Genomic DNA, 18,157 nt, shown 5'->3' with positions numbered 1-18,157 from the left:
TATGACAAAGATCCTGCTTGTCGCCAGTGGCGATCTGCGTGAAAGCGCCAATCTGCAGTGCTGGCCTGCGCAGGCGGCGATGGAAGCCCGGCTTGCAGAGGTTTTGGCCGAGATGGGCCATGAACTTGTGCGGGGCCACCCTGTAAAGCCTGCAGGCCACGGCTTCATTGCCAGCCAGCGCGAGGGGATGGATGTGTTTGCCGGACTTGACCCGGAGGCCCCACTCATCGTGGCGGAGGCCGTCTGGCAATATTCCCACCATGTGCTGGCTGGGCTCGTCAGTCACCGCGGCCCGATCCTGACACTCGCCAATTGGTCGGGGCAATGGCCGGGACTTGTCGGGTTGCTCAATCTCAACGGATCGCTCACCAAGGCTGGTGTGAGCTATGCGACGTTATGGAGCGAGGATTTCAACGACGAATTCTTCCTCAAGGGGCTGACGGAATGGCTGCAAACAGGGCAGATCCGCCACGACAATAGTCACACACGGCCCTTTGAGGGCGGCAGCGAGGATGCAGCACTGGTGGCGGACATCGCCGCCGATCTGCAGCGTAACAAGGCGATCCTAGGGGTTTTCGACGAGGGCTGCATGGGGATGTACAACGCGATTATCCCCGACGAGCTGCTGATGCCGATGGGTATCTACAAGGAGCGGTTAAGCCAATCTGCGCTTTACCATGCCACGTTGCAGGTCCCCGAAGGCGAGGCCAGAGCTGTCTATGACTGGATGTGCGCGAAGGGTATGCGCTTTCACCTCGGTCAAGATCCGGCGGTAGAGCTGACCGAGGCGCAGGTGCTGGATCAGTGCCGGATGTATGTGGCGGCGGTACGAATGGCCGATGAATTCGGCTGCGAGGCGATTGGCATCCAGTATCAACAAGGGTTGAAGGATCTGCTGCCCGCGTCTGACTTGGTGGAAGGGATGCTCAACAACGTGGAGCGCCCGCCGGTCTACCGCGCCGATGGTTGTGAGATCCGGCCTGGCGAGGCAATCGTGCATTTTAACGAGGTGGATGAATGCGCCGCGCTGGATGGGGTACTGATCAACCGGCTGCACCGCGCGCTCGGTCAACCGGTCGAAACCACGCTGCATGATCTGCGCTGGGGCGGACCGGACGAAAGCGGGACCACAGATGGTTTTATTTGGGTTTTCGAGATCTCCGGCGCGGCGCCGCCCGCTCATCATGAAGGCGGCTGGGCTGGCTCCGAAAGCCTGCGACAGCCATCCATGTTCTTTCCTTCCGGCGGCGGCACGCTGAAGGGTTACGCCAAACCGGGCGAGATCATTTGGAGCCGGATCTACGTAGCCGGTGGCGCGTTGCATATGGACATCGGGCGAGGTCAGGCAATCGAGCTGCCAGAGGCGGAACAGAGCCGCCGCTCCGAAGGGACCAATGCCGAATGGCCGATCATGAACGCCCAATTGACTGGCGTCAGCCGTGATCAGATGATGGGCCGCCACAAGGCCAATCACATTCAGGTCGTCTACGCCAACACTGCAGCCGACGCGGACCGCGCCCTGCGCGCCCGTGCAGCATTGGCCCAAACCCTCGGCCTCTCCGTAACCCTTTGCGGCGTTTGAGGGACTGAACATGCGTCGCCGTTCCGTCTGCGGAGCGGCGATATGGTGTATCAGGATTGTAGGCAGTGATCGCTATCGTCTTTTCGCAGGTTGGGTTTGTCCCTCCAAACTGCAGGCCGACGGGGCCCGGCAAATCGTGGGTTTCCAAGTACAGCGTGGATCGACGCTGTAGCCGGTTGCCGTGGGCAACAAGGACGTGTTCGACCGCTCCCTGACCCAGCATCACCTCACCAATACGCTGGGGCCGCCTGCCACTCCAAGGCATCTCCGAACTGGCGGTGAGGCGCAGGAACGGAAAAAATCGTGCATGCCAAAACGGCTGGCAGCAACTGTCCCATTAAAAAGGACGGCTGACAAACGGTATGGAACTCCCGAAATATCCGGCTCTTTCGCGTGTTTAGAGGGGGGCGGAGGCAAAATCCAAATGGTGCACTAGCGGATGAAAACCTAGAACACTTTGAGCCCTCTGAACTCCTATCAGATTTAGAGGATTGGGAGCGCTATCTGCGGTCTGATCCTGAGCTGGTTCAAAGGCTGCGTTCTCTTGAAAATTCCACATCAAGACTTTCGATTGCGACGAGCAAGTTACGAGGGCCGCGCCCATGAGCCGCCCTGCACCTTTTTCCTTACGCCTGAACGAGGATGAACGTCAGCGGCTCGAAGCCAAAGCTGGGGCAATGCCGTTGGCATCATATATCAAGTCCGTGGTTTTCAATGCGGCGGCACCGACCTACCGCAAGCGACGCAAACCGCCTGTGGCGGAGCAACAGCTTCTGGCGGAGGTGCTGGCTCGATTTGGCCAGACACGCCACGCAAACAATCTCAATCAAATCGCCAAGGCTATCAATCAAGGCACGCTCTACGTTGATGATGAGTTGGCTGCGGATATTCAGGCCGCTCTGGCGGATATCGCATGGATGCGCGTTACCTTGATGGAAGCTTTGAAGGGTTAAACCATGATCCTCAAAGGCTCTCAAAGAGCTGGTGCTTCGGCGCTGGCAGATCATCTAATGAATGACCGCGACAATGATCATGTCACGGTATTGGAAATCCGTGATTTTGTTGCTGATAATATTCATGGGGCTTTGTTAGAGGCCTATGCCATATCAAAGGCGACGCAATGCACTCAGTTCATGTTTTCCTTAAGCCTCAATCCGCCCCAAGATCATGTTGCATCCGAGCAGGATTTCTTGGACGCGGCAGATCGTGCTGAAGAGAAGCTGGGACTAAGCGGTCAGCCGCGTGCTATCATTGTCCACGAGAAGGAAGGCCGGAGACACGCCCATGTGGTATGGTCGCGGATCAATGGAGATGAGATGAAAGCGATCAATCTTCCTCACTTTAAAACCAAACTCAGAGATTTATCGCGTGATCTGTACTTGGATCATGGGTGGGTGCTGCCTGATGGACTGGCAACCTACGGCAACAAGAATCCCCTTAACTTCACCTTAGCCGAATGGCAGCAAGCCAAGCGTCAAGGTGTTGATCCAAGAGAGATCAAACAGTTCTTTCGTGAAGTATGGGAACGGTCAGACACACTCAAATCGTTTAGCAATGGCCTTGCGGAGCGAGGATATTTCATTGCGAAAGGAGATCGGCGCGGCTTTGTGGCTGTGGACGTGAATGGGGAGATTTACTCTTTGTCCCGGTTGGTCGGTGAAAAGGCCAAGGCAGTTAAAGCTAAGCTTGGATCAACTGACGATCTTCCTTCCGTGACAGATGTTCGTGCTGATGTTCGATCCAAAGTGACAGGACAACTCAAAGCCTTCATCGAACAAACCAAAGCCAAGCATAAAAAAGATGCAAAGCCTTTAATGGATCAGAAAACCGCGATGACGAGCCAGCATAGGCTTGAACGCAAGCGTCTCAAAGACGGCCAAGAGGAACGCTGGCAAGATGAAGTCAAAGCCAGACAAGAGCGTCTAAACAAGGGGTTGCGCGGCTTGTTCGACAAATTGACTGGCAAAAGCAGCAAGATGCAAAAGCGCAATCAAGCGGAGGCTATGCGTTGCACAAAACGTGACCAAGGTCAGCGTGACGATTTGGTTCTCGCTCAGATGCGCGAGCGACAAACGCTTCAAGTTCAGTTCAAAAAACTGCGGGATAAGCAGGTGCAAGATCGCAAAATATTGGCTCGTTCAATAGGACAAACGCTGCGAGCGCATCGAAACGCCGAACATCAAATCGTTCCGAGAAACCGTGATCGTGGACCAACTTTTTCGATCTAGTTTTTAAGCTCGCTAACCTAATCCCCGCCCCCAAGAGGCTCGTTCGCTGTATGGATGCGCTCGCCTCATGAGGGCTAAGACAGTGATTATACGGTTCGCTGGTATGTTCGAAGATTGCCGTCTCCGAAGCTAACGTGAATCTACAATATAAAGGTTTTTTGATTTCCCCTCGACTATCTTCGATTTCCGGTTTGGAGATGTAGGCCTGATTATCAATGCACTACAATCGTCCCTATTTTCTTTACCCGGTAGTCCTCTGTTTCTCAAAAAAAGGCTTTGATCATCAGGGTGAAGGTCAGCCCAAAAACCGTCTGTACCAATAACGATAGCCTCATCTCCATTGAGATTTAAGTGGGACACTTCAGGTCTTAAAAACTCACGTGTTCTGAGGCTGCGCGTCAGTCGGTTTCTCAGTGTCGATTGGGCAATTTCTATTATCGGCATATTTTGGATAGCGTTTACAAGTGTGTGTGGCCGTGTCTTCCAACAAACAGGGCGCGTTTTGTGAAGCTGCCCAACCAAGCAATCTCCAGCATGTAAAACTGTAAGGGGCTTTTCAGCTTCGATCACGATTACAGCATAGCTCGCCGATGCAGATCGGAAATCTGGTGCAAGTAGTCTGTGGACTTCACGCAGTTGAATAATGATTGCGTCAACAGTTATGGGGGCTGTAACTTCAACAAACCAGTCGATTAATTGAGTTGCTATCTTACACGCAAAATCACCGCTCTTTGAGCCAGAGGTAGCCCCATCGAGTACAATGCAAAGAGAAATATCGGATCGCAGCCCAATGCCGCAAAAATCGCGATTGTCATCGCTTCGTTTCCCTTGCTCAGTACACCAAAGGTATTCGAACTCCACTCTATCCTCCGCTATCAGTTGCAGATATCGCAGAAAAGCGATCCTGAACAATTCTAACACGACCTTCTGGTCCTCGAATGTTTCCAGTTAGAAAGTTTTCAAATTCATAATCTTGCTGAATTTTTCTAAACTGTTCAGCAATGAAGCTTTGGATATCTTCGTCAGCGTTCTGAATTTCGGCGATCAGTTCTTCCCGCCCATCCACAACGAGTAAGATATCCTCAATGTCGCGGCTCATAATGAGGTCTCCCCCGCCACGTCCTATGTATGCTTCAAGCTTAGTAGCTATGAAGAGCTCTGGCAGCAGAAGTTTGATCTCCATTTCAGCAGTAAGCTGATGAATCACAGCCGTTTCGATACCTCTGGAATACCAACGATTGCTAAATCCTAGGATGCTCTCATCATCGGGCATAAAATCGACCTTAAGTTCACCTAATCTCATGCGACAGATAACTTCATCTTCTGGAGACTCTGAAAAACCCTTTTCCCGCAGTTGATTCTGCATTTCTGCCCAAGCTGCATACCCCGCCAAGTCAACAATAAGATCAACGTCATCTGTTGCTCGGACATCTTCCAAGGTGACCGTATCAGTGATGAATAATGCTGTCGTGCACCCACCAACAAAGACTAGACGCTCTCGGAACTCGGCTCCAAGAGCGTCGGCAACTGTCTCAAGCATTTGGAGCAATTGGCCTGTCACCGTAGTCATCGTTTTAGGAGCCTTCTTTCAAGTTGATCCGAAGCCAATTGGGATTCTCTCTGTTTGCCAAGCCTTATGGCATCAACAAGAGCTAAGTATTCGTATAGCCGTTCGTCGTTCTGAACTGCTTCTGGCACAGACTTGAACAACGGTTCTATCGATTGACCTTTTTCGGTACCCTTGGCGTAAGGCCAAACTAAGGTATATTCACCAGCGCTCATAAGAAGATTAGCTAACATAGGTGCAGCAAAGGCAGTTGGAATTCCGCGCTCTATGGCCCCAGGCTTTGCTGGGAAGACGAACTTTAGCCCATGCACAATAAAATTATGCAAGTTGCGCCGGTTCGGCTGTGGACGCCCAAATTCAAGACCCTTAGTGGCAAGGCCAGAAAAAATACTCCTGTTAATTGAAGCATTGACTTCAGACTTGCTTATGCCAAGGGAACTTCCCAAGCTGCGAACTGAAAACAGATCTTCTCTAATAGATTGCTCATTATTATGCAGATGAGCACTATGTTCTTCTTGTTCCAATAGGCTCACAAGTTTGAGCAGTATTATAATATCTTGGCTTTTCATTGGCTCCTCACGCACTGTCCTTTGTCCTAGGACTGAGGACAGTAGGTCATAAATTAAGGTATTTGTCAAATACTTATGCGTGTAGTGCATTGAAATAGCAAGAAAAGTAGACTGACACACATCATCACACCAGCGCTCTGGTGTCAGCCTAATATTGCTGTAGCATCAGAACGTTGAGCCGTGATCTCCTGTGATTACGAAGGCTACCCGTTTCGACCTGCCCTATACCCAAGCGAATCTTACATCATATTTCTTACGCTCAAGGCACTTTCAACCTTTTCAAGGAGAGTGCCATGAACTGGCAAAACAAACTGGCGGTCGTGATGGCCGCCACGACACTCATTGCAACAGATGGGGATGCGGCCTACGCGCAAAATCTATTTGGCGGCAATGGATACAATAACTATCAAGCACAATATTACTTTGAAATGACGCTGGCCCGAATTGCCATGATGGTCGTGTCCATCGGCACCGGCTTTGCGATTGGGTGGTTTCTATCCCCGCAAGCCAAAGAGCTGCGCCGCACCATATTCATTGGCCTTGGCTGCCTCGCACTGGCTGTTGCTGTTCTCAACAATGGCGTGTTGGGATGGGGCACTGCATGGCTGATCTCATTCATCGGCTTCTTCGTCGCCCTTGGCTATTGGGTCGGACGCGGTGTGAAAGCCTTGCTGCAAACCCCCACAACCTTTGGGTCAAGCAAATGGGCAAACCTCGATCACATGGAAGAGAAAGGCCTATTTGGGATCGACGGTATCGTTCTGGGGTCTGTCATCAATGAAGATGGAAATGAAGAGGCCTTCTCTTATAAGGGGGATCGGCACCTTCTAACCGTTGCGCCAACACGGTCGGGCAAAGGCGTATCCCACATCGTGGTCAATCTGCTCAGCTATGAAGGCTCGGCCCTTGTGATCGATCCCAAGGGTGAGAATGCCATGATCACGGCCAATGCCCGGACAGAGATGGGACAGCAGGTCTATGCTGTTGATCCGTGGCACACATCAGGCCTGCCGGTTGCGCGGTTTAATCCGCTGGATTGGCTGGAGCTGGGTGATGTGGACGCCGTAGAAAACGCGATGCTCTTGGCCGACGCTTTGGTCCAAAAAGATAACCATGGCGATAGCTTTTGGGCGGAGGAAGCCAAGGCCCTCTTGCAAGGTCTGATCCTCTACGTGGCATTTGATGAGGAGTTTGAAGGCCGCCGCCATCTTGGCACAATGCGTGATCTTTTGCTTCTCAACGGCGATGAACTGACCGCGCTGTTTCAGAAAATGGCAAAGTCACCGCACCAGATTGTGCGCTCGACAGGGGCGCGGTCCCTGCAAAAAGAGCCAAAGCTGATGGCCAATGTATTGGCGTCAGCTCAGGCCGAAACCCATATGCTGGATAGTGAGCGTCTGCGGGAAAGCTTGTCTGATTCCGACTTCAAGTTCGAGGATTTGAAGAAGACCCCCATGACGATTTATCTGATCCTGCCTGCGGATCGGCTGGGGGCGTTTGGTCGGTTTCTGCGATTGCTGGTGCAACAGGCCATCACGGTCAATGCGCGCAACATCGAAGATAAGCCGATTAAGCCCGTGCTGTTCATTCTCGATGAAATGCCAGCCTTGGGACGCCTGACGATGGTGGAACAAGCCTACGGTCTAATGGCGGGATTCGGTATTCAGCTTTGGGGGATCACTCAGGACCTCTGCCAGCTGCGCAAGGTTTACGGTGAAGATTACGAAAGCTTCATCGGGAATAGCGGTGTGGTGGCTTATTTCGGCTCCCCTGACAAAACCTCGGCTGATTACTTCTCTGATCTCTGTGGTGTCACCACCGTTTGGAACTTTAGCTCGGCTGTCGCCACGGCGTTTAGCTCAAGCTATGGCGGGTCTGGGGGTGGCTCAAGCAGCAGATCAACCACCAGCACCGACACTCGGGCCGCAACGCAGCGCAAGCTGGCGTATCCCGATGAGCTGATGCGCCTTGATCAAAGCCAGCAGCTGATCCTGATTGAAAACACCAATCCTATCATGGCGACCAAGATCAAATGGTTTGAAGTGCCAGAGCTGGCCGCCAAGGGCATCAATCTTTCCTCCGCCATTGAAGCGAGATGATCCAATGTCTGTTAAACAATTTCCCCTTCCAGCTTGTGTTGAAGTGACCTTGCTGCTTGCGCCGAACGAAGCTTTTTATGCAGCGTCTATGGGCGGGCTTACCGAAGAGCAGCTCGGCTGCGTCACTCTGTGGGGCACAATGCAAGATAATCCAAAGCTACGCCGCTACGTCACGGAAAGTGCCGCTGTTGGCGTTCATATAATGCTGAGACATCGCATGTTCTATGACGATAATGGGGAGACGTGATATGGTTCGCCGCACGTCAAAATCCGACTTCACCGATGCAAGCAAGGCTGAAGATCAGCCCAAATTGCGTGATAAAGACAATGCGCAGCCGCGTGTTAAGCCACCAATGGGCGTAACACGCCCAGCCTACAACTTGGCTCCACCTGGCATGTCAGGGATCAAAACAGTCCTACAGCCTCGTGTTCAACAAGGCTCTGAGCCAGAACGACAACGATCAGTAATGAACTACGATAGCGGTGCAGACCAAAGCCTTTGGATTGATGGCAAAATCTTGAGCATGAAAGGCTATGAGTTCAAAGCTAGGTTTTATGATGAGCCGTCAAATCTGGGTATCGATGGCGGCAAAATATCCAAGCTTGATGTGCGCAAAGATGGAGAACTGGTTATGCGCTATGATCAAGGATGGACCGTTGATCCGAAAACGCCTGAGCATCGAGAAGCCCTGCATCGCATCCGTAGCAGATTGGATGATACGCCTGTAAAAAACTTTAAGGGCTTTGATCGCGAGGATGACAAGGATCACGGATTTGATCGTTAGATCAGAGGTTTAGGACTATGTTCTCATAGCAGGATAGCATCTCAAAATGCTATCCTGTTTTGCATGAACCATCAGGATTTTATGGCGCACATGCGCACAAAAACGCCAAACGCACCGAGCTACGATGTCATTGGTCGCGCTTACAAAAATGACAAAGGCGTGGATGAGATCATCCATCTTCAGCGTAGCTACTGGGACTATGTAGAGTGGCTTGAAGCCACGACGGAGATCAAGTTCGCTGATTGGGTCACCCACTGCGACAACAACCCCTCAGAACGATATTCCTTGTCGCATCTGCTGATGTACTGGCTGTGGACGGACGAGTGCAATCGCTTCCGTGAGGGCCTTCCAACGCCAAATTCGTACCCGCCGATGGGTTATGAGGGGTGGGGTTGAAAGTTCCAGCTAAGGTGGGGTGCAGGGCATACAAGAACGCAATATCCAGTTGAAAAGTAGTCTTTTCCTTTAAACTCTGACATACTAACCCCATGAATATTTTAGAACAATTGGCGAAAGAGGATCCTCAGAAGCTCAAGGAGTTATCCGCTTTTCATTGGTTCACTAAAGCCGCTGGCATTGCTTATGAAAACCTTCAAATGTCCGAAAGTCCTGATTTTTTAGCTCAGATTGACGGAAGGCGGGTGGGAATAGAAATAACTGAAGCGCACCGTCAGATCAGGGAAAGTGAGTTTCCGATGGCGCAAATGGAGAATGCTCACCGCAAGTTCGCAGAAGCTCTACTTGCCGCAGTTGATCCTGCGCTTCCCATAGATATAGGCTTAATTTTCAACGATGGTGTGCCTGCGAAGAAAGATATGCTTGATAGCATTGAGCCTATTGCGGCCTTGATCCGAGAGGTTTCTGTGACCATGCAGCCACATTCGGTGAAACTGCTAGTTCGCAATCAAAATGATTTGGAAAGAAGTAATCACGAAAAGCATATTTGCACAGAAATCCCCGATTTTCTTCAGCATGTTCAACTTCTGAATGACGGGCATGAATTCAGTGTGATCTCGGGCGCTGCTGGCTGTTCTCCTGAACCACTCAGCAAAGACGAACTAGATGCTGTGCTTGCCAAAAAACACAAAGCATTGATGAACTATAATCTATGCGAAGAGTATTGGCTGGTCATTGTTACACGGGACGTTCCAAATATTCTATCAACAGAAGAGCGGCCAAGAATTCTGCTTCCTTCGAACGCCACTTCATTTTGGGGAATTTCTTTCGACACCCCAATAAATTCTCAATTTGACCGTGTCTATCTCTTTGAAAGCCCAACAAACGCAACGCTTCTGACTGAATAGGGCCAAGCCATCCGGCTTGACCAGAATTTTGAAGCCGCCGCACTAGGCAGCGACCACGTCGTCGGCTTTCTCAACGGCCTGCAACCCATGCAAGAAATCAGCCGCACGCTGCGCATGCGCAGCAGCTGCAAAGATCGCGCGCTTGTCGTCTTTGAGAACCTTCAGCCAGCTTTGAATATAGGCCGCATGATCCTTGCCTGCCTCGGGTGTCAGGGCCAGGTCAGTGCAAAGGAATGCCGCGCCAAGCTCCGCGACTTATCCTGACAGTCAAGCTCGAAATATGCCTTGTCAGTGACCGCAGACATTCGTGCGAGCTGCGGCTAATGCCCGGAAAGAGCCCAAAGTTCCAAATGCTGCGGTTTACATGGAAGTCGGCTTCACGCGCTCAATCTCGAAGGTCACATGTATTCAGATGGTCATTCACGATGCCGACTGCCTGCATCCAAGCATAGACAATGGTTGGCCCGCAAAACCGGAAGCCTTTGGTTTTCAGGTCTTTGGAAATGCGTGTAGAGAGAGGCGTTGATGTCGGTATGTCCTGGGTTCGGTCCCAGGAACTGATCAAGGGTTCTCCCTCTACATAATTCCAGCACCATTGGGAAAAATCTTCGATCTGAAGGTAGGCGCGGGCATTGCCTATCGTGGCGGCAATTTTCCCACGGTGTCTCACTATCCCATCGTTTGTCAGCAGGCGTTCAATTTCAACGTCTCCCCACGACGCAATGACCTCTGGATCAAATTGGCAAAACGCCTCTCGAAAATTCTCACGCTTCTTCAGAATCGTAATCCAACTAAGACCCGCCTGAAATCCTTCAAGAACGAGCATTTCCCACAGGGCGCGGCTGTCTCTGACAGGTACGCCCCACTCAGTATCGTGATAATCAACCTCAATCTGTTCAGTGCTGACCCAATCGCATCGCACGATAGTGTTTTTTGTATCCTCTGCCATTATGCACTCTCTGGCAGGGAAAGGAACTCGATGGAAACGCTGGTGGGATCGATCAGTTCCGTCAGGGCCAGAAAGGACGGGCGCGCGGCCATCAGATCATTGGATGCAACACCCTGTTCGTGTGTCTCCCAGTGATAGAGGTCAACCCAATACCCCTCATCATCAATGTACAATGTCTGGCTGATGAAGCCGGGGAGTGTTTCAAGGTCGGACAAAATGCCGTTTACGGCAGAGACCATTTCATCATTTGAAACTGTTGGCTTTGCCTTCCATTTTACAACTTCGACAACGTGTTTGCTCTCCATTATCGCGTCCCTTCATATGTTTGTTTGCCCAAGGTCACCGCTTCTTAGCTTTTCTAGATGTTCTTGATTAGAGATAATTTCTGAACCATTGTCGCGAAACATGAACAGTAGATTCTACGCTCAAGCTGAAGTTCTCGTTGAGGTCGTCCGGCAAGGCTCGATGACAGCGGCGGCGGCGGCGCTTCGGCTTTCCAAGTCAAATGTCAGTCAAAAAATTGCAGAAATTGAGAATGATCTCGACGCTGTGCTCTTGAAGCGCAATACGCGTGCGATTGAGCTGACGCCCGCGGGTAAAAGAGTATTCGATCTCTGCGTGAAGGCCGTGGATGCACTACAACTCGCTAGGGGAGAAGTGGAACACGAACTTCAAAGTGCAGTCCCTCAGGGAGTGGTGTGTCTTTCTGGTTCTAACCTTTACCTGTCTGAATTCATCATGCCGTTGCTTCCAAGCTTGCGTGAAAACCTTCCATTGGTTCGTATCGATCTGGTTGGAGGTGATCACATTGTAGATCAGCGCGCCGAAGCGGTCGACCTTCGTATCAGGGTGGGAACCGTGGATACCGATGGTGTAAAAGTTTACCCGCTTGCACCATTGGAACGCGTGTTATGTTTGCACAGAGACTTTCTGCGTGATGCAAAAGTACCCACCGACCCGAGCGGCTTATCTGGTGTCCCACTTATTCTGCGCTCACAAGAAAACCCTGAATGGGTGCTCCGAAACAATGGCAAGTCAACAAAGCAGAGTGTCACCAACCCTGTATTGCGGGTGAACAGTTATGAATTGTGCGTTTCCGCTGTTCGCTCTGGTTTGGGGGCCGCAGTGCTGGCCAAGGCTATTGTACAGAAAGATATGGATGATGGAAGCGTCGTTGAACTACTGCCCAGTTGGAAGATCGATCCAATTCCGGTTTCACTGGTTGTGCCAGTTTCCAAGCTGCGCAGGCCAGAAGTGTTAGCGGTTTCTCGGTACATCGTTAGTAGATTTCACAGAGGTCGTGATTTCTGAATGCAGCCATTGGAAAACCGTTTGGGAAAGTCCGTTTCGTCCCGCAGTGCGGGAGTTCGTGACCGCCCTGGCGAACGGCCGGTTAGCCAACGTACATGAAAACTCTCATTGCTCCGAAAACTCCCTGATCACATCGCGAATACGCTCCCGCTCTGCCTTTAACGCGGATCGCTGTGCGCCCGATAATCGCTTCTCTTTCAGAAGTAGTTTGGCGTCAGCCTCCGCCCTCTTCCAAGCCGGAAGATGCCGGGCCCGGATACAGGCGTTGGGACACTTTGTCGGCTGGCAGAGCGCAGTTTGCGGCTTGCTCTGGTCGGTGGCCGCCTTGAGACAAAGGGCCATCGTGGGATCGAAGAAACAATCTGCCAAAACGCCAATGTGAAACGTGCGGGCAAGATCGCCCAGCATCGTCCGCAGCCGTCCCCGATCGGCGATACGCGCGGGAAGCGAGTCAAGTTCGTTGACTGTTTCCTCGAACGAGACCGTCAGACGGGCCGCCGCCGGGCCACCGAACGTGTCACCGACCCGGTGTGCGTCGAAATATTCCAGGATGTCATCCAGTTGGCCGTACCGATGCTCTTGATCGACCTGTCGCATAAATCCGGACGGGCTCGATCCCGCATATCCTTCGAAGGCGGCGACCGAGGCGTGCTTGTACTGGATCATGCCAGCGATCGTGCCAAAGGGCCGGTTGGCGATGTGCCACGCGAGAGTGCGGCGAAACTGGCGGGTGGTGATCTTGAACGCCTTGTCCATGTGCGTCGTCGGGATCGACTCGACCGGATCGTTACTCGCCAATTCGGCATTGATATGGTCTCGGAAAGCGTTGAGGGAGCGCACGATCTCCGTCGACAGATGGGTCTTGCCCGCAGCCTTCACGTCGAGAACGGGCCAGAGCGTGTCGATGCCGTGCGCGACGCAGGCGTCCTTCGAGAGCCGTTCGAGGACACCGATCACCTCGGCGACTGGCTCTATCGTGATCCAATCTGCCGGAACCCCCGCCGCGCGCTTCCATTTGTACGCCGTCGAGCGCACCCGGTATCGCTCGATTAGCCCGTCCTCGCTGCGCTTGATGTCCAGACAGCCGGGGCGCATCGCCTGGACTTCGCAATCGCGCATGCCGGTCAGATAGGCGCAGAGGATGTATCCCGCTGCCTGCAACATACGCTCTTCGCGCTTCACCGCCAGATGATCGAAGCCCGAACGCCACGGCCGTTCGGTATCCGGGTCGCAAGAGACGGGCGTGTCGAAGCCGCCCCGTTCGACCCCGTGTTCAGCCATGTGGCGTTCGACCATCTGCCTCGCAGATTTCCGCATCCTGAGATGGCTTCCGGGGCTCATCCGCACATCAACACCCGCAACAAGATTCAGCAGATGCCAGTTAATCGGTGGGCTGTCCGCACTGTCGCGCGTCGCTCCGTTCGTCGGCTGCGCCCAGATCGGCACCCCGCGGCCTTCCCGCGCTCTTGCTGCGAGCCAGCGCTCAATCCGGGCGTAGCGCAAAGCAAGTGCATCTTTCCGGGGGCGATCCCGATCCGTCTTTACAAGACGCTCGGCACGGTCTGCTATTGCAGACAACTCGGCACGCGCAGCGAAGATGTCGCCCGCGAATACCTGCACGTATTTGAACGCCCAGTTCAATAGAGGCATCAGGATCGGCTCTGGAATGCGGGCCGTCCGGTTCTCCTGCGATTTCGAAGAATACCCCACGACGGACGCAGAACTCTGCCCTGGCCAGGGCTCGAATTGCAGACCGCCGCCGGGAAGGTGCATGCGATAATGATGCAGATGCCAGATCGGCTTGAGCAGCAGGGCGTTAACCGCCGGCTGCCGTGCCTTCGAGGTCATGACGGATTTTGCGTATCGATCCAGCAGCGCCTGATCGACTCCGGCAAGATCGACCGCGCCCACTTCATCATGAACAAACTCGAAGAATGGCCGTAAGTGATTGAAAGCCTGCCGGATACTCGCGGGTGGCAGGGGAGGTGCCCAGCCTGGAATGCGGATGTTGAGCCGTGCATGGAGATATGCCCGCATAGCTGCAGCCATCGCCGGGTCTGGCAGCGTGTCGAACCTGACGGTGCAATGGCATCGCCGCGCATTCTCCCGGAACACCGCCGGGCTCAGATCCCAGTGCTCGTCATCGTATCGCGAGAGCGCCCGCCGGTCATATCCGGCACGGAGCGGCGCATGCGTCAGGACCGGCCAGTAGGATCGATTCTCGAAATCGGGCTCAGGATATGATGTTTGCACTTCGATCATTGTGTAGCCTCAGGCGGCAGATATGTCGGCGGCGGATCGACTGCGAGTGAGGCCCGTGCCGTCGCGATCACCTCCTCCGGGAACGACGGCAGCACCTGCTGCGTGATCCGCGCGTGGACATGCCCGAACTTGGCGGCCCACTCCTCCGCGCCAAGCGCAGCCCTTTGGGCAACGATGAAATCCAGAAACCCCAGGATGGCGGGCAGCTTGCGTTCCGAGATGACCGCGTTGCGACAATCGAGACAGCCCCAGAAAGGATGGCTGCATGGCGCGCCGGGACTAGAGAACGGGCTGTCATAGAAACCCGAACAACTCGCAAGCCAGACATCCTGAATGTCTGCCGACGCGACGTGACCATCCCCTTGCGGCGGGATGCAATGCCGTGTGTCCGTGTGAGAGTCATCAACCGCTGGAACCGGGTCGGTCGTCACCGCCGCACCCGGTCGTATCGCGTCCTCCAAAGCATCGACGACGGTCGCCTCGTGAAGCGGACGCAAAGACGGAATATCGGCATAGTGTCGGGCGGCGATATCGACCGAATGTCCGACCGCGAAGCGCGCCATGTGGCCGCTGGTCTTGAGATACCAGAGCGCCTTGTGCGTCTTACGTAGCCGCGAGAGCAGCAGTGTGAGGGGGTGCCCGTCGTCATCGACGATGCCGTGGCGCGCTATCCAGTGGCTCAGCGTCAATTTGGGGTGCCGAACGACCGAACGGAAACCGCAGGCATGGTAAAACACAAAGAGCGCATCGGACGACTCGAACTGTCGCGCAGTTTGGGTCATCTTCACGATGGCGCGGATCAGACCACCGGGTGTCGTCGGTCCACCGTCCCGCACGCGCATCGCCTTTTGCGCAAGCCCGTGGGCGCGGCGTTTGGTGTAGCGAAGGGTGACAGTGCCAGCCGACGCATTGCTCAGGCAGTTGGTCTTGAGAGCCTTGACGCATTCGATCTCAAGGCCGGTATCGAGACTGAGCAATGTCAGTAATGGCGGAAGGTCGTGAACCGTCAGATAGAACCGGGCATAGATACCGTCGAGAAGCGATGACGTTGGCAGACCGCGTGAATAGAGCGCGCGGTAGAGGGCGGAGCTCGCCTTGTCATTGCGCGGAAGAAAGCCGCGTCGGGCGACCGCTTCATGCAGGGCGACGGCCCTCTGCCGAATGACCGGATCGGTGTGCGCAATCAGCGTCTCGGGCAGGTGCCCATCTATTCGCCGCATCATCATTGCGACATCGGCACGGGCCGCATCGCGCAATTGCCGGGCGACAAAGGGACTGTAGGCATCACGTGATCGGGGGCGCTCGAAGGGCCGTGCGCTGGTATATCGCAATCGGTCGCGCAGGCTTTGCGACACCCGGTCGGGCTGGTCCGCGTCGATCTCGCGGAAAACGACAACGGCCTTCGACAGGATCGTGAATGCATGGACCCGGCTCTTGCCTTCGGCATCCAACCAATCCTCGAACCCGTCGATATGCGCGGCTTCGATCTGACGACACGTCGTAAGGTTGGGCGCTTCCGACGCCAGAAAGGCGAAGAAAATGCGTACTGTGTTGGCATAGGCCATCACAGTCGAACGCGCGCCAAGCGGACCGCCGACCTCGGCCAGTCTACGAATGGCCTGGGCGGCGTCAATCGCCAGCGGCCGAGGCCGCAGGTCGGTGAAATCGAGCTGGGCGGTCCCGCCTGATCGGGCCACGATACTGAACCGCAGACCAGTCACCGAACTGGGTTCATGCGCGTCGACGGTGCCATCATCGGCTGAGAAGGCGGCAACGCGGCCCTTGCGCGGTCTGGCGGTCATAGAACGTCACCATCGCTCACAAGCGCAAGAAGCCTTTCCACGGCAGTATCCACCGTATCCGCCTGCGCCGCAATCTGGTCGAGATAGACATAGGTCGTCGTGATGCTCGCATGACCGAGCAGCCGCTGCACCTGTTGCAGCGGATCGCTCAAAAGCTGGCGGTAGGCCTCCATGCCGCTGACGTCATGTGCGGTATGACCGATCTGTTGTTCGATCAGCATGGCCAGCATATGGACGGCGAACGTATGCCGGAGCTGATGGGGCGACAGCCGGATATCGAGGCCCACACCGCTACAGCGCCGGCTTGCGCGCAGAAATATCGCCTCCCAGGAATTGAACCGAACCGGCAGCCCGATCTCTGACAGCCACAGCGCGGCTGGCGCATAAGGCACGCCCGCCTTGCAAAGAACAAGCCGCTGACGTTCTTCCGGATCGAACCGGTCGATACGGGCGCTGGAACCGTCTGGCAACGTGAGCATCGTCCGATTGCCTTCGGACCACTCGACAAAAATCGGCCGTGTGGTCCTGGTCCAAACCGATCGCGCCTTGAATTTGGCGATGGCACTGGCGCGCTCGATCTCGATGTAATCCTGAAGCCGCGCGATGACGCGGCGCGGGATCAGGATCGTCCGGCCACGATTGCCTTTGGAAACCGGTGGCGGCAACTCGAATCTGATTTGTCGCGGAGACCCTTCGCCAATGTCCTCGGCATCGACTTCGCAGGCCAACAGAGATCCCGCCTCTTCGAGCCGTAGCCCAGTCGAAACCAGCAGATCGGCAAAGAGCGCATTCCGCGTACCATTGCGGTCCCGCGCACCGGGCCGCTCGTGTCCCTTTCGCGTCAGGCCCCGGAGACCGAGCCTGTTGAACAGCCGATAGGTCTCCAGTGAAGCAAAATGAGGATGGGACGGCGCGGCGGATGGCTCATAGGCCATGTTGCGTTCTGTTTGGGCCGAGCGGCGACCAGCAATACCACGCTTCCAGACTTGCCGGTGCCGAAATGGACTGACAGCAATCAACTCCCGATCCACGCCCCACCGATAGAGCTTGTCAAGCGATGCGACGGAACGGTTCCAGGACGACGCGGAAATGCGATGAGAAGCACCGCTGCGTCGTCTTGTGCCGTGAAAGGCGACGACGTCATCATGTGACACAGACCAAACGGAAGTCGTGCGAGCCTGTTCCAGAAATCGAAGCCAGACAACAATGTCGTAACCGATGGCACGCAGCGTGTGCCGGGACCGCGTGCCGTTCAACGGAAGTTCCAGGAAAAACCGGTCGAGGTAGGGGTCATAAATTGTTCCATCGGCAAGGATCGTCGGAATGTCCCGATCAAGACCATCTACGTTGCGGGTCTCCTGAAGCCTAATATCACGTTCCACACCACTGCCCGCCCAAATAGCCCATGCCTGTGCACTTCATCCGACGGCGGTGATCAGGCCAGCCACCGCCAGCTTTGTGGTGAGCGCGGCGTCTGGCCTGACCACCCCCTGCGTTGCGCAACTGGCCTTGAAACCAGAAACGAACAGATGGTGCAGACTGTCAAGATAATGCGACCAGCTCTTCGCGTGCATAGCCTTCATCACCCCATTTTTTGCGCCCGAACTCACGGTCAAGACGGATTTTGTTCTTGGTCCAGTGGGCCTTATGCCGACATCGGCATAAGGCCCATAATGCCGCGCTCCGGTTTATGCCGCGC

The 18,157-nt window shown here is 54.5% G+C and carries 18 protein-coding genes and 1 pseudogene; 9 read left to right on the top strand and 10 right to left on the bottom strand.

Annotated features, from left to right (window positions below):
- Nucleotide 1 precedes the first annotated feature (1 nt).
- The 3 genes from TRIHO_RS17720 to TRIHO_RS17710 all read left to right on the top strand — a co-directional run bounded on the left by TRIHO_RS17720 (nucleotide 2) and on the right by TRIHO_RS17710 (nucleotide 3,810).
- Nucleotides 2-1,582, top strand: coding sequence for a fucose isomerase (locus TRIHO_RS17720; RefSeq protein ID WP_068246799.1), 1,581 nt, complete (start codon nucleotides 2-4; stop codon nucleotides 1,580-1,582).
- 602 nt (nucleotides 1,583-2,184) lie between these two features.
- Complete coding sequence (mobC, locus tag TRIHO_RS17715) at nucleotides 2,185-2,535, top strand: plasmid mobilization relaxosome protein MobC (RefSeq protein ID WP_232367822.1); 351 nt, start codon at nucleotides 2,185-2,187, stop codon at nucleotides 2,533-2,535.
- Between the two features lie 3 nt (nucleotides 2,536-2,538).
- Entirely contained in the window at nucleotides 2,539-3,810 is a 1,272-nt protein-coding gene (locus TRIHO_RS17710; protein WP_068246794.1) for a relaxase/mobilization nuclease domain-containing protein, read from the top strand.
- 129 nt (nucleotides 3,811-3,939) lie between these two features.
- Here TRIHO_RS17710 and TRIHO_RS23370 read toward each other — a convergent pair whose 3' ends face one another.
- The 3 genes from TRIHO_RS23370 to TRIHO_RS23365 are packed head-to-tail and all read right to left on the bottom strand — an operon-like array spanning nucleotide 3,940 to nucleotide 5,946.
- On the bottom strand, nucleotides 3,940-4,671 hold the full coding sequence (locus TRIHO_RS23370; RefSeq protein ID WP_165595928.1) for a PP2C family protein-serine/threonine phosphatase: 732 nt from the start codon (nucleotides 4,669-4,671) through the stop codon (nucleotides 3,940-3,942).
- Between the two features lies 1 nt (nucleotide 4,672).
- Complete coding sequence (locus tag TRIHO_RS17705; protein ID WP_068246791.1) at nucleotides 4,673-5,380, bottom strand: hypothetical protein; 708 nt, start codon at nucleotides 5,378-5,380, stop codon at nucleotides 4,673-4,675.
- Entirely contained in the window at nucleotides 5,377-5,946 is a 570-nt protein-coding gene (locus TRIHO_RS23365; RefSeq protein WP_082705189.1) for a hypothetical protein, read from the bottom strand. Before TRIHO_RS23365 ends, TRIHO_RS17705 begins: the two co-directional genes overlap by 4 nt.
- 293 nt (nucleotides 5,947-6,239) lie before the next feature.
- On the opposite strand from TRIHO_RS23365, the gene TRIHO_RS17700 reads away from it, so the two are divergent.
- The 5 genes from TRIHO_RS17700 to TRIHO_RS23740 all read left to right on the top strand — a co-directional run bounded on the left by TRIHO_RS17700 (nucleotide 6,240) and on the right by TRIHO_RS23740 (nucleotide 10,134).
- Entirely contained in the window at nucleotides 6,240-8,045 is a 1,806-nt protein-coding gene (locus TRIHO_RS17700) for a type IV secretory system conjugative DNA transfer family protein (RefSeq protein ID WP_068246789.1), read from the top strand.
- A gap of 4 nt (nucleotides 8,046-8,049) precedes the next feature.
- Nucleotides 8,050-8,292 (top strand): hypothetical protein, encoded by a 243-nt coding sequence (locus TRIHO_RS23750; RefSeq protein WP_131811220.1) that lies wholly within the window; start codon nucleotides 8,050-8,052, stop codon nucleotides 8,290-8,292.
- A gap of 1 nt (nucleotide 8,293) precedes the next feature.
- Entirely contained in the window at nucleotides 8,294-8,830 is a 537-nt protein-coding gene (locus TRIHO_RS23745) for a DUF7678 domain-containing protein (protein ID WP_131811219.1), read from the top strand.
- 63 nt (nucleotides 8,831-8,893) lie between these two features.
- Complete coding sequence (locus TRIHO_RS17690; protein ID WP_068246783.1) at nucleotides 8,894-9,226, top strand: hypothetical protein; 333 nt, start codon at nucleotides 8,894-8,896, stop codon at nucleotides 9,224-9,226.
- Nucleotides 9,227-9,318: 92 nt separating this feature from the next.
- Nucleotides 9,319-10,134 carry a hypothetical protein gene (locus TRIHO_RS23740; protein ID WP_131811218.1) on the top strand — a complete coding sequence of 272 codons (816 nt, stop codon included), beginning with the start codon at nucleotides 9,319-9,321 and terminating at the stop codon, nucleotides 10,132-10,134.
- A 42-nt stretch (nucleotides 10,135-10,176) separates the two neighbouring features.
- Here the strand turns inward: TRIHO_RS23740 and TRIHO_RS23360 are convergent.
- From TRIHO_RS23360 to TRIHO_RS17680, 3 genes and pseudogenes are all read right to left on the bottom strand, one after another.
- Nucleotides 10,177-10,389, bottom strand: a pseudogene (locus TRIHO_RS23360) (zincin-like metallopeptidase domain-containing protein); the annotation flags it as partial.
- A 130-nt stretch (nucleotides 10,390-10,519) separates the two neighbouring features.
- On the bottom strand, nucleotides 10,520-11,083 hold the full coding sequence (locus TRIHO_RS17685) for a DNA-3-methyladenine glycosylase I (RefSeq protein ID WP_068246780.1): 564 nt from the start codon (nucleotides 11,081-11,083) through the stop codon (nucleotides 10,520-10,522).
- Entirely contained in the window at nucleotides 11,083-11,388 is a 306-nt protein-coding gene (locus TRIHO_RS17680; RefSeq protein WP_068246777.1) for a hypothetical protein, read from the bottom strand. Before TRIHO_RS17680 ends, TRIHO_RS17685 begins: the two co-directional genes overlap by 1 nt.
- A 100-nt stretch (nucleotides 11,389-11,488) precedes the next feature.
- Here TRIHO_RS17680 and TRIHO_RS23355 point away from each other — a divergent pair, with 100 nt between their 5' ends.
- The gene (locus tag TRIHO_RS23355; RefSeq protein ID WP_082705188.1) at nucleotides 11,489-12,394 is read left to right on the top strand and encodes a LysR family transcriptional regulator; all 906 of its coding nucleotides are present in this window, start codon (nucleotides 11,489-11,491) and stop codon (nucleotides 12,392-12,394) included.
- A 105-nt stretch (nucleotides 12,395-12,499) separates the two neighbouring features.
- Here the strand turns inward: TRIHO_RS23355 and TRIHO_RS17675 are convergent, their stop codons facing one another.
- The 4 genes from TRIHO_RS17675 to TRIHO_RS24320 form a co-directional block, all read right to left on the bottom strand.
- Nucleotides 12,500-14,656: a hypothetical protein gene (locus TRIHO_RS17675; RefSeq protein ID WP_021100877.1), complete on the bottom strand. Its 2,157-nt coding sequence runs from the start codon at nucleotides 14,654-14,656 to the stop codon at nucleotides 12,500-12,502.
- Nucleotides 14,653-16,458, bottom strand: a complete 1,806-nt coding sequence (locus TRIHO_RS17670; protein WP_021100878.1) for a hypothetical protein — start codon at nucleotides 16,456-16,458, stop codon at nucleotides 14,653-14,655. Before TRIHO_RS17670 ends, TRIHO_RS17675 begins: the two co-directional genes overlap by 4 nt.
- The gene (locus TRIHO_RS17665) at nucleotides 16,455-17,840 is read right to left on the bottom strand and encodes a tyrosine-type recombinase/integrase (protein WP_021100879.1); all 1,386 of its coding nucleotides are present in this window, start codon (nucleotides 17,838-17,840) and stop codon (nucleotides 16,455-16,457) included. The genes TRIHO_RS17670 and TRIHO_RS17665 overlap by 4 nt, the downstream gene beginning before the upstream one ends.
- 160 nt (nucleotides 17,841-18,000) lie before the next feature.
- Nucleotides 18,001-18,150, bottom strand: coding sequence for a zincin-like metallopeptidase domain-containing protein (locus TRIHO_RS24320; RefSeq protein WP_269745363.1), 150 nt, complete (start codon nucleotides 18,148-18,150; stop codon nucleotides 18,001-18,003).
- Nucleotides 18,151-18,157: the final 7 nt, after the last annotated feature.

Origin of the sequence: Tritonibacter horizontis, assembly GCF_001518015.1 — a bacterium.
Lineage (GTDB): Bacteria > Pseudomonadota > Alphaproteobacteria > Rhodobacterales > Rhodobacteraceae > Epibacterium > Epibacterium horizontis.
Note: the sequence above shows the minus strand (reverse complement) of the source record. Positions and strands in the feature narration are given on the sequence as shown.

Coding starts and splice junctions, on each gene's coding strand:
- TRIHO_RS23750 (WP_131811220.1), top strand. CDS start 8,050: ATGTCTGTTAAACAATTTCCCCTTCCAGCTTGTGTTGAAGTGACCTTG.
- TRIHO_RS23365 (WP_082705189.1), bottom strand. CDS start 5,946: ATGAAAAGCCAAGATATTATAATACTGCTCAAACTTGTGAGCCTATTG.
- TRIHO_RS17710 (WP_068246794.1), top strand. CDS start 2,539: ATGATCCTCAAAGGCTCTCAAAGAGCTGGTGCTTCGGCGCTGGCAGAT.
- TRIHO_RS23740 (WP_131811218.1), top strand. CDS start 9,319: ATGAATATTTTAGAACAATTGGCGAAAGAGGATCCTCAGAAGCTCAAG.
- TRIHO_RS17685 (WP_068246780.1), bottom strand. CDS start 11,083: ATGGCAGAGGATACAAAAAACACTATCGTGCGATGCGATTGGGTCAGC.
- TRIHO_RS17670 (WP_021100878.1), bottom strand. CDS start 16,458: ATGACCGCCAGACCGCGCAAGGGCCGCGTTGCCGCCTTCTCAGCCGAT.
- TRIHO_RS17675 (WP_021100877.1), bottom strand. CDS start 14,656: ATGATCGAAGTGCAAACATCATATCCTGAGCCCGATTTCGAGAATCGA.
- TRIHO_RS17680 (WP_068246777.1), bottom strand. CDS start 11,388: ATGGAGAGCAAACACGTTGTCGAAGTTGTAAAATGGAAGGCAAAGCCA.
- mobC (WP_232367822.1), top strand. CDS start 2,185: ATGAGCCGCCCTGCACCTTTTTCCTTACGCCTGAACGAGGATGAACGT.
- TRIHO_RS17705 (WP_068246791.1), bottom strand. CDS start 5,380: ATGACTACGGTGACAGGCCAATTGCTCCAAATGCTTGAGACAGTTGCC.
- TRIHO_RS17690 (WP_068246783.1), top strand. CDS start 8,894: ATGAACCATCAGGATTTTATGGCGCACATGCGCACAAAAACGCCAAAC.
- TRIHO_RS23745 (WP_131811219.1), top strand. CDS start 8,294: ATGGTTCGCCGCACGTCAAAATCCGACTTCACCGATGCAAGCAAGGCT.
- TRIHO_RS17700 (WP_068246789.1), top strand. CDS start 6,240: ATGAACTGGCAAAACAAACTGGCGGTCGTGATGGCCGCCACGACACTC.
- TRIHO_RS17720 (WP_068246799.1), top strand. CDS start 2: ATGACAAAGATCCTGCTTGTCGCCAGTGGCGATCTGCGTGAAAGCGCC.
- TRIHO_RS23355 (WP_082705188.1), top strand. CDS start 11,489: ATGAACAGTAGATTCTACGCTCAAGCTGAAGTTCTCGTTGAGGTCGTC.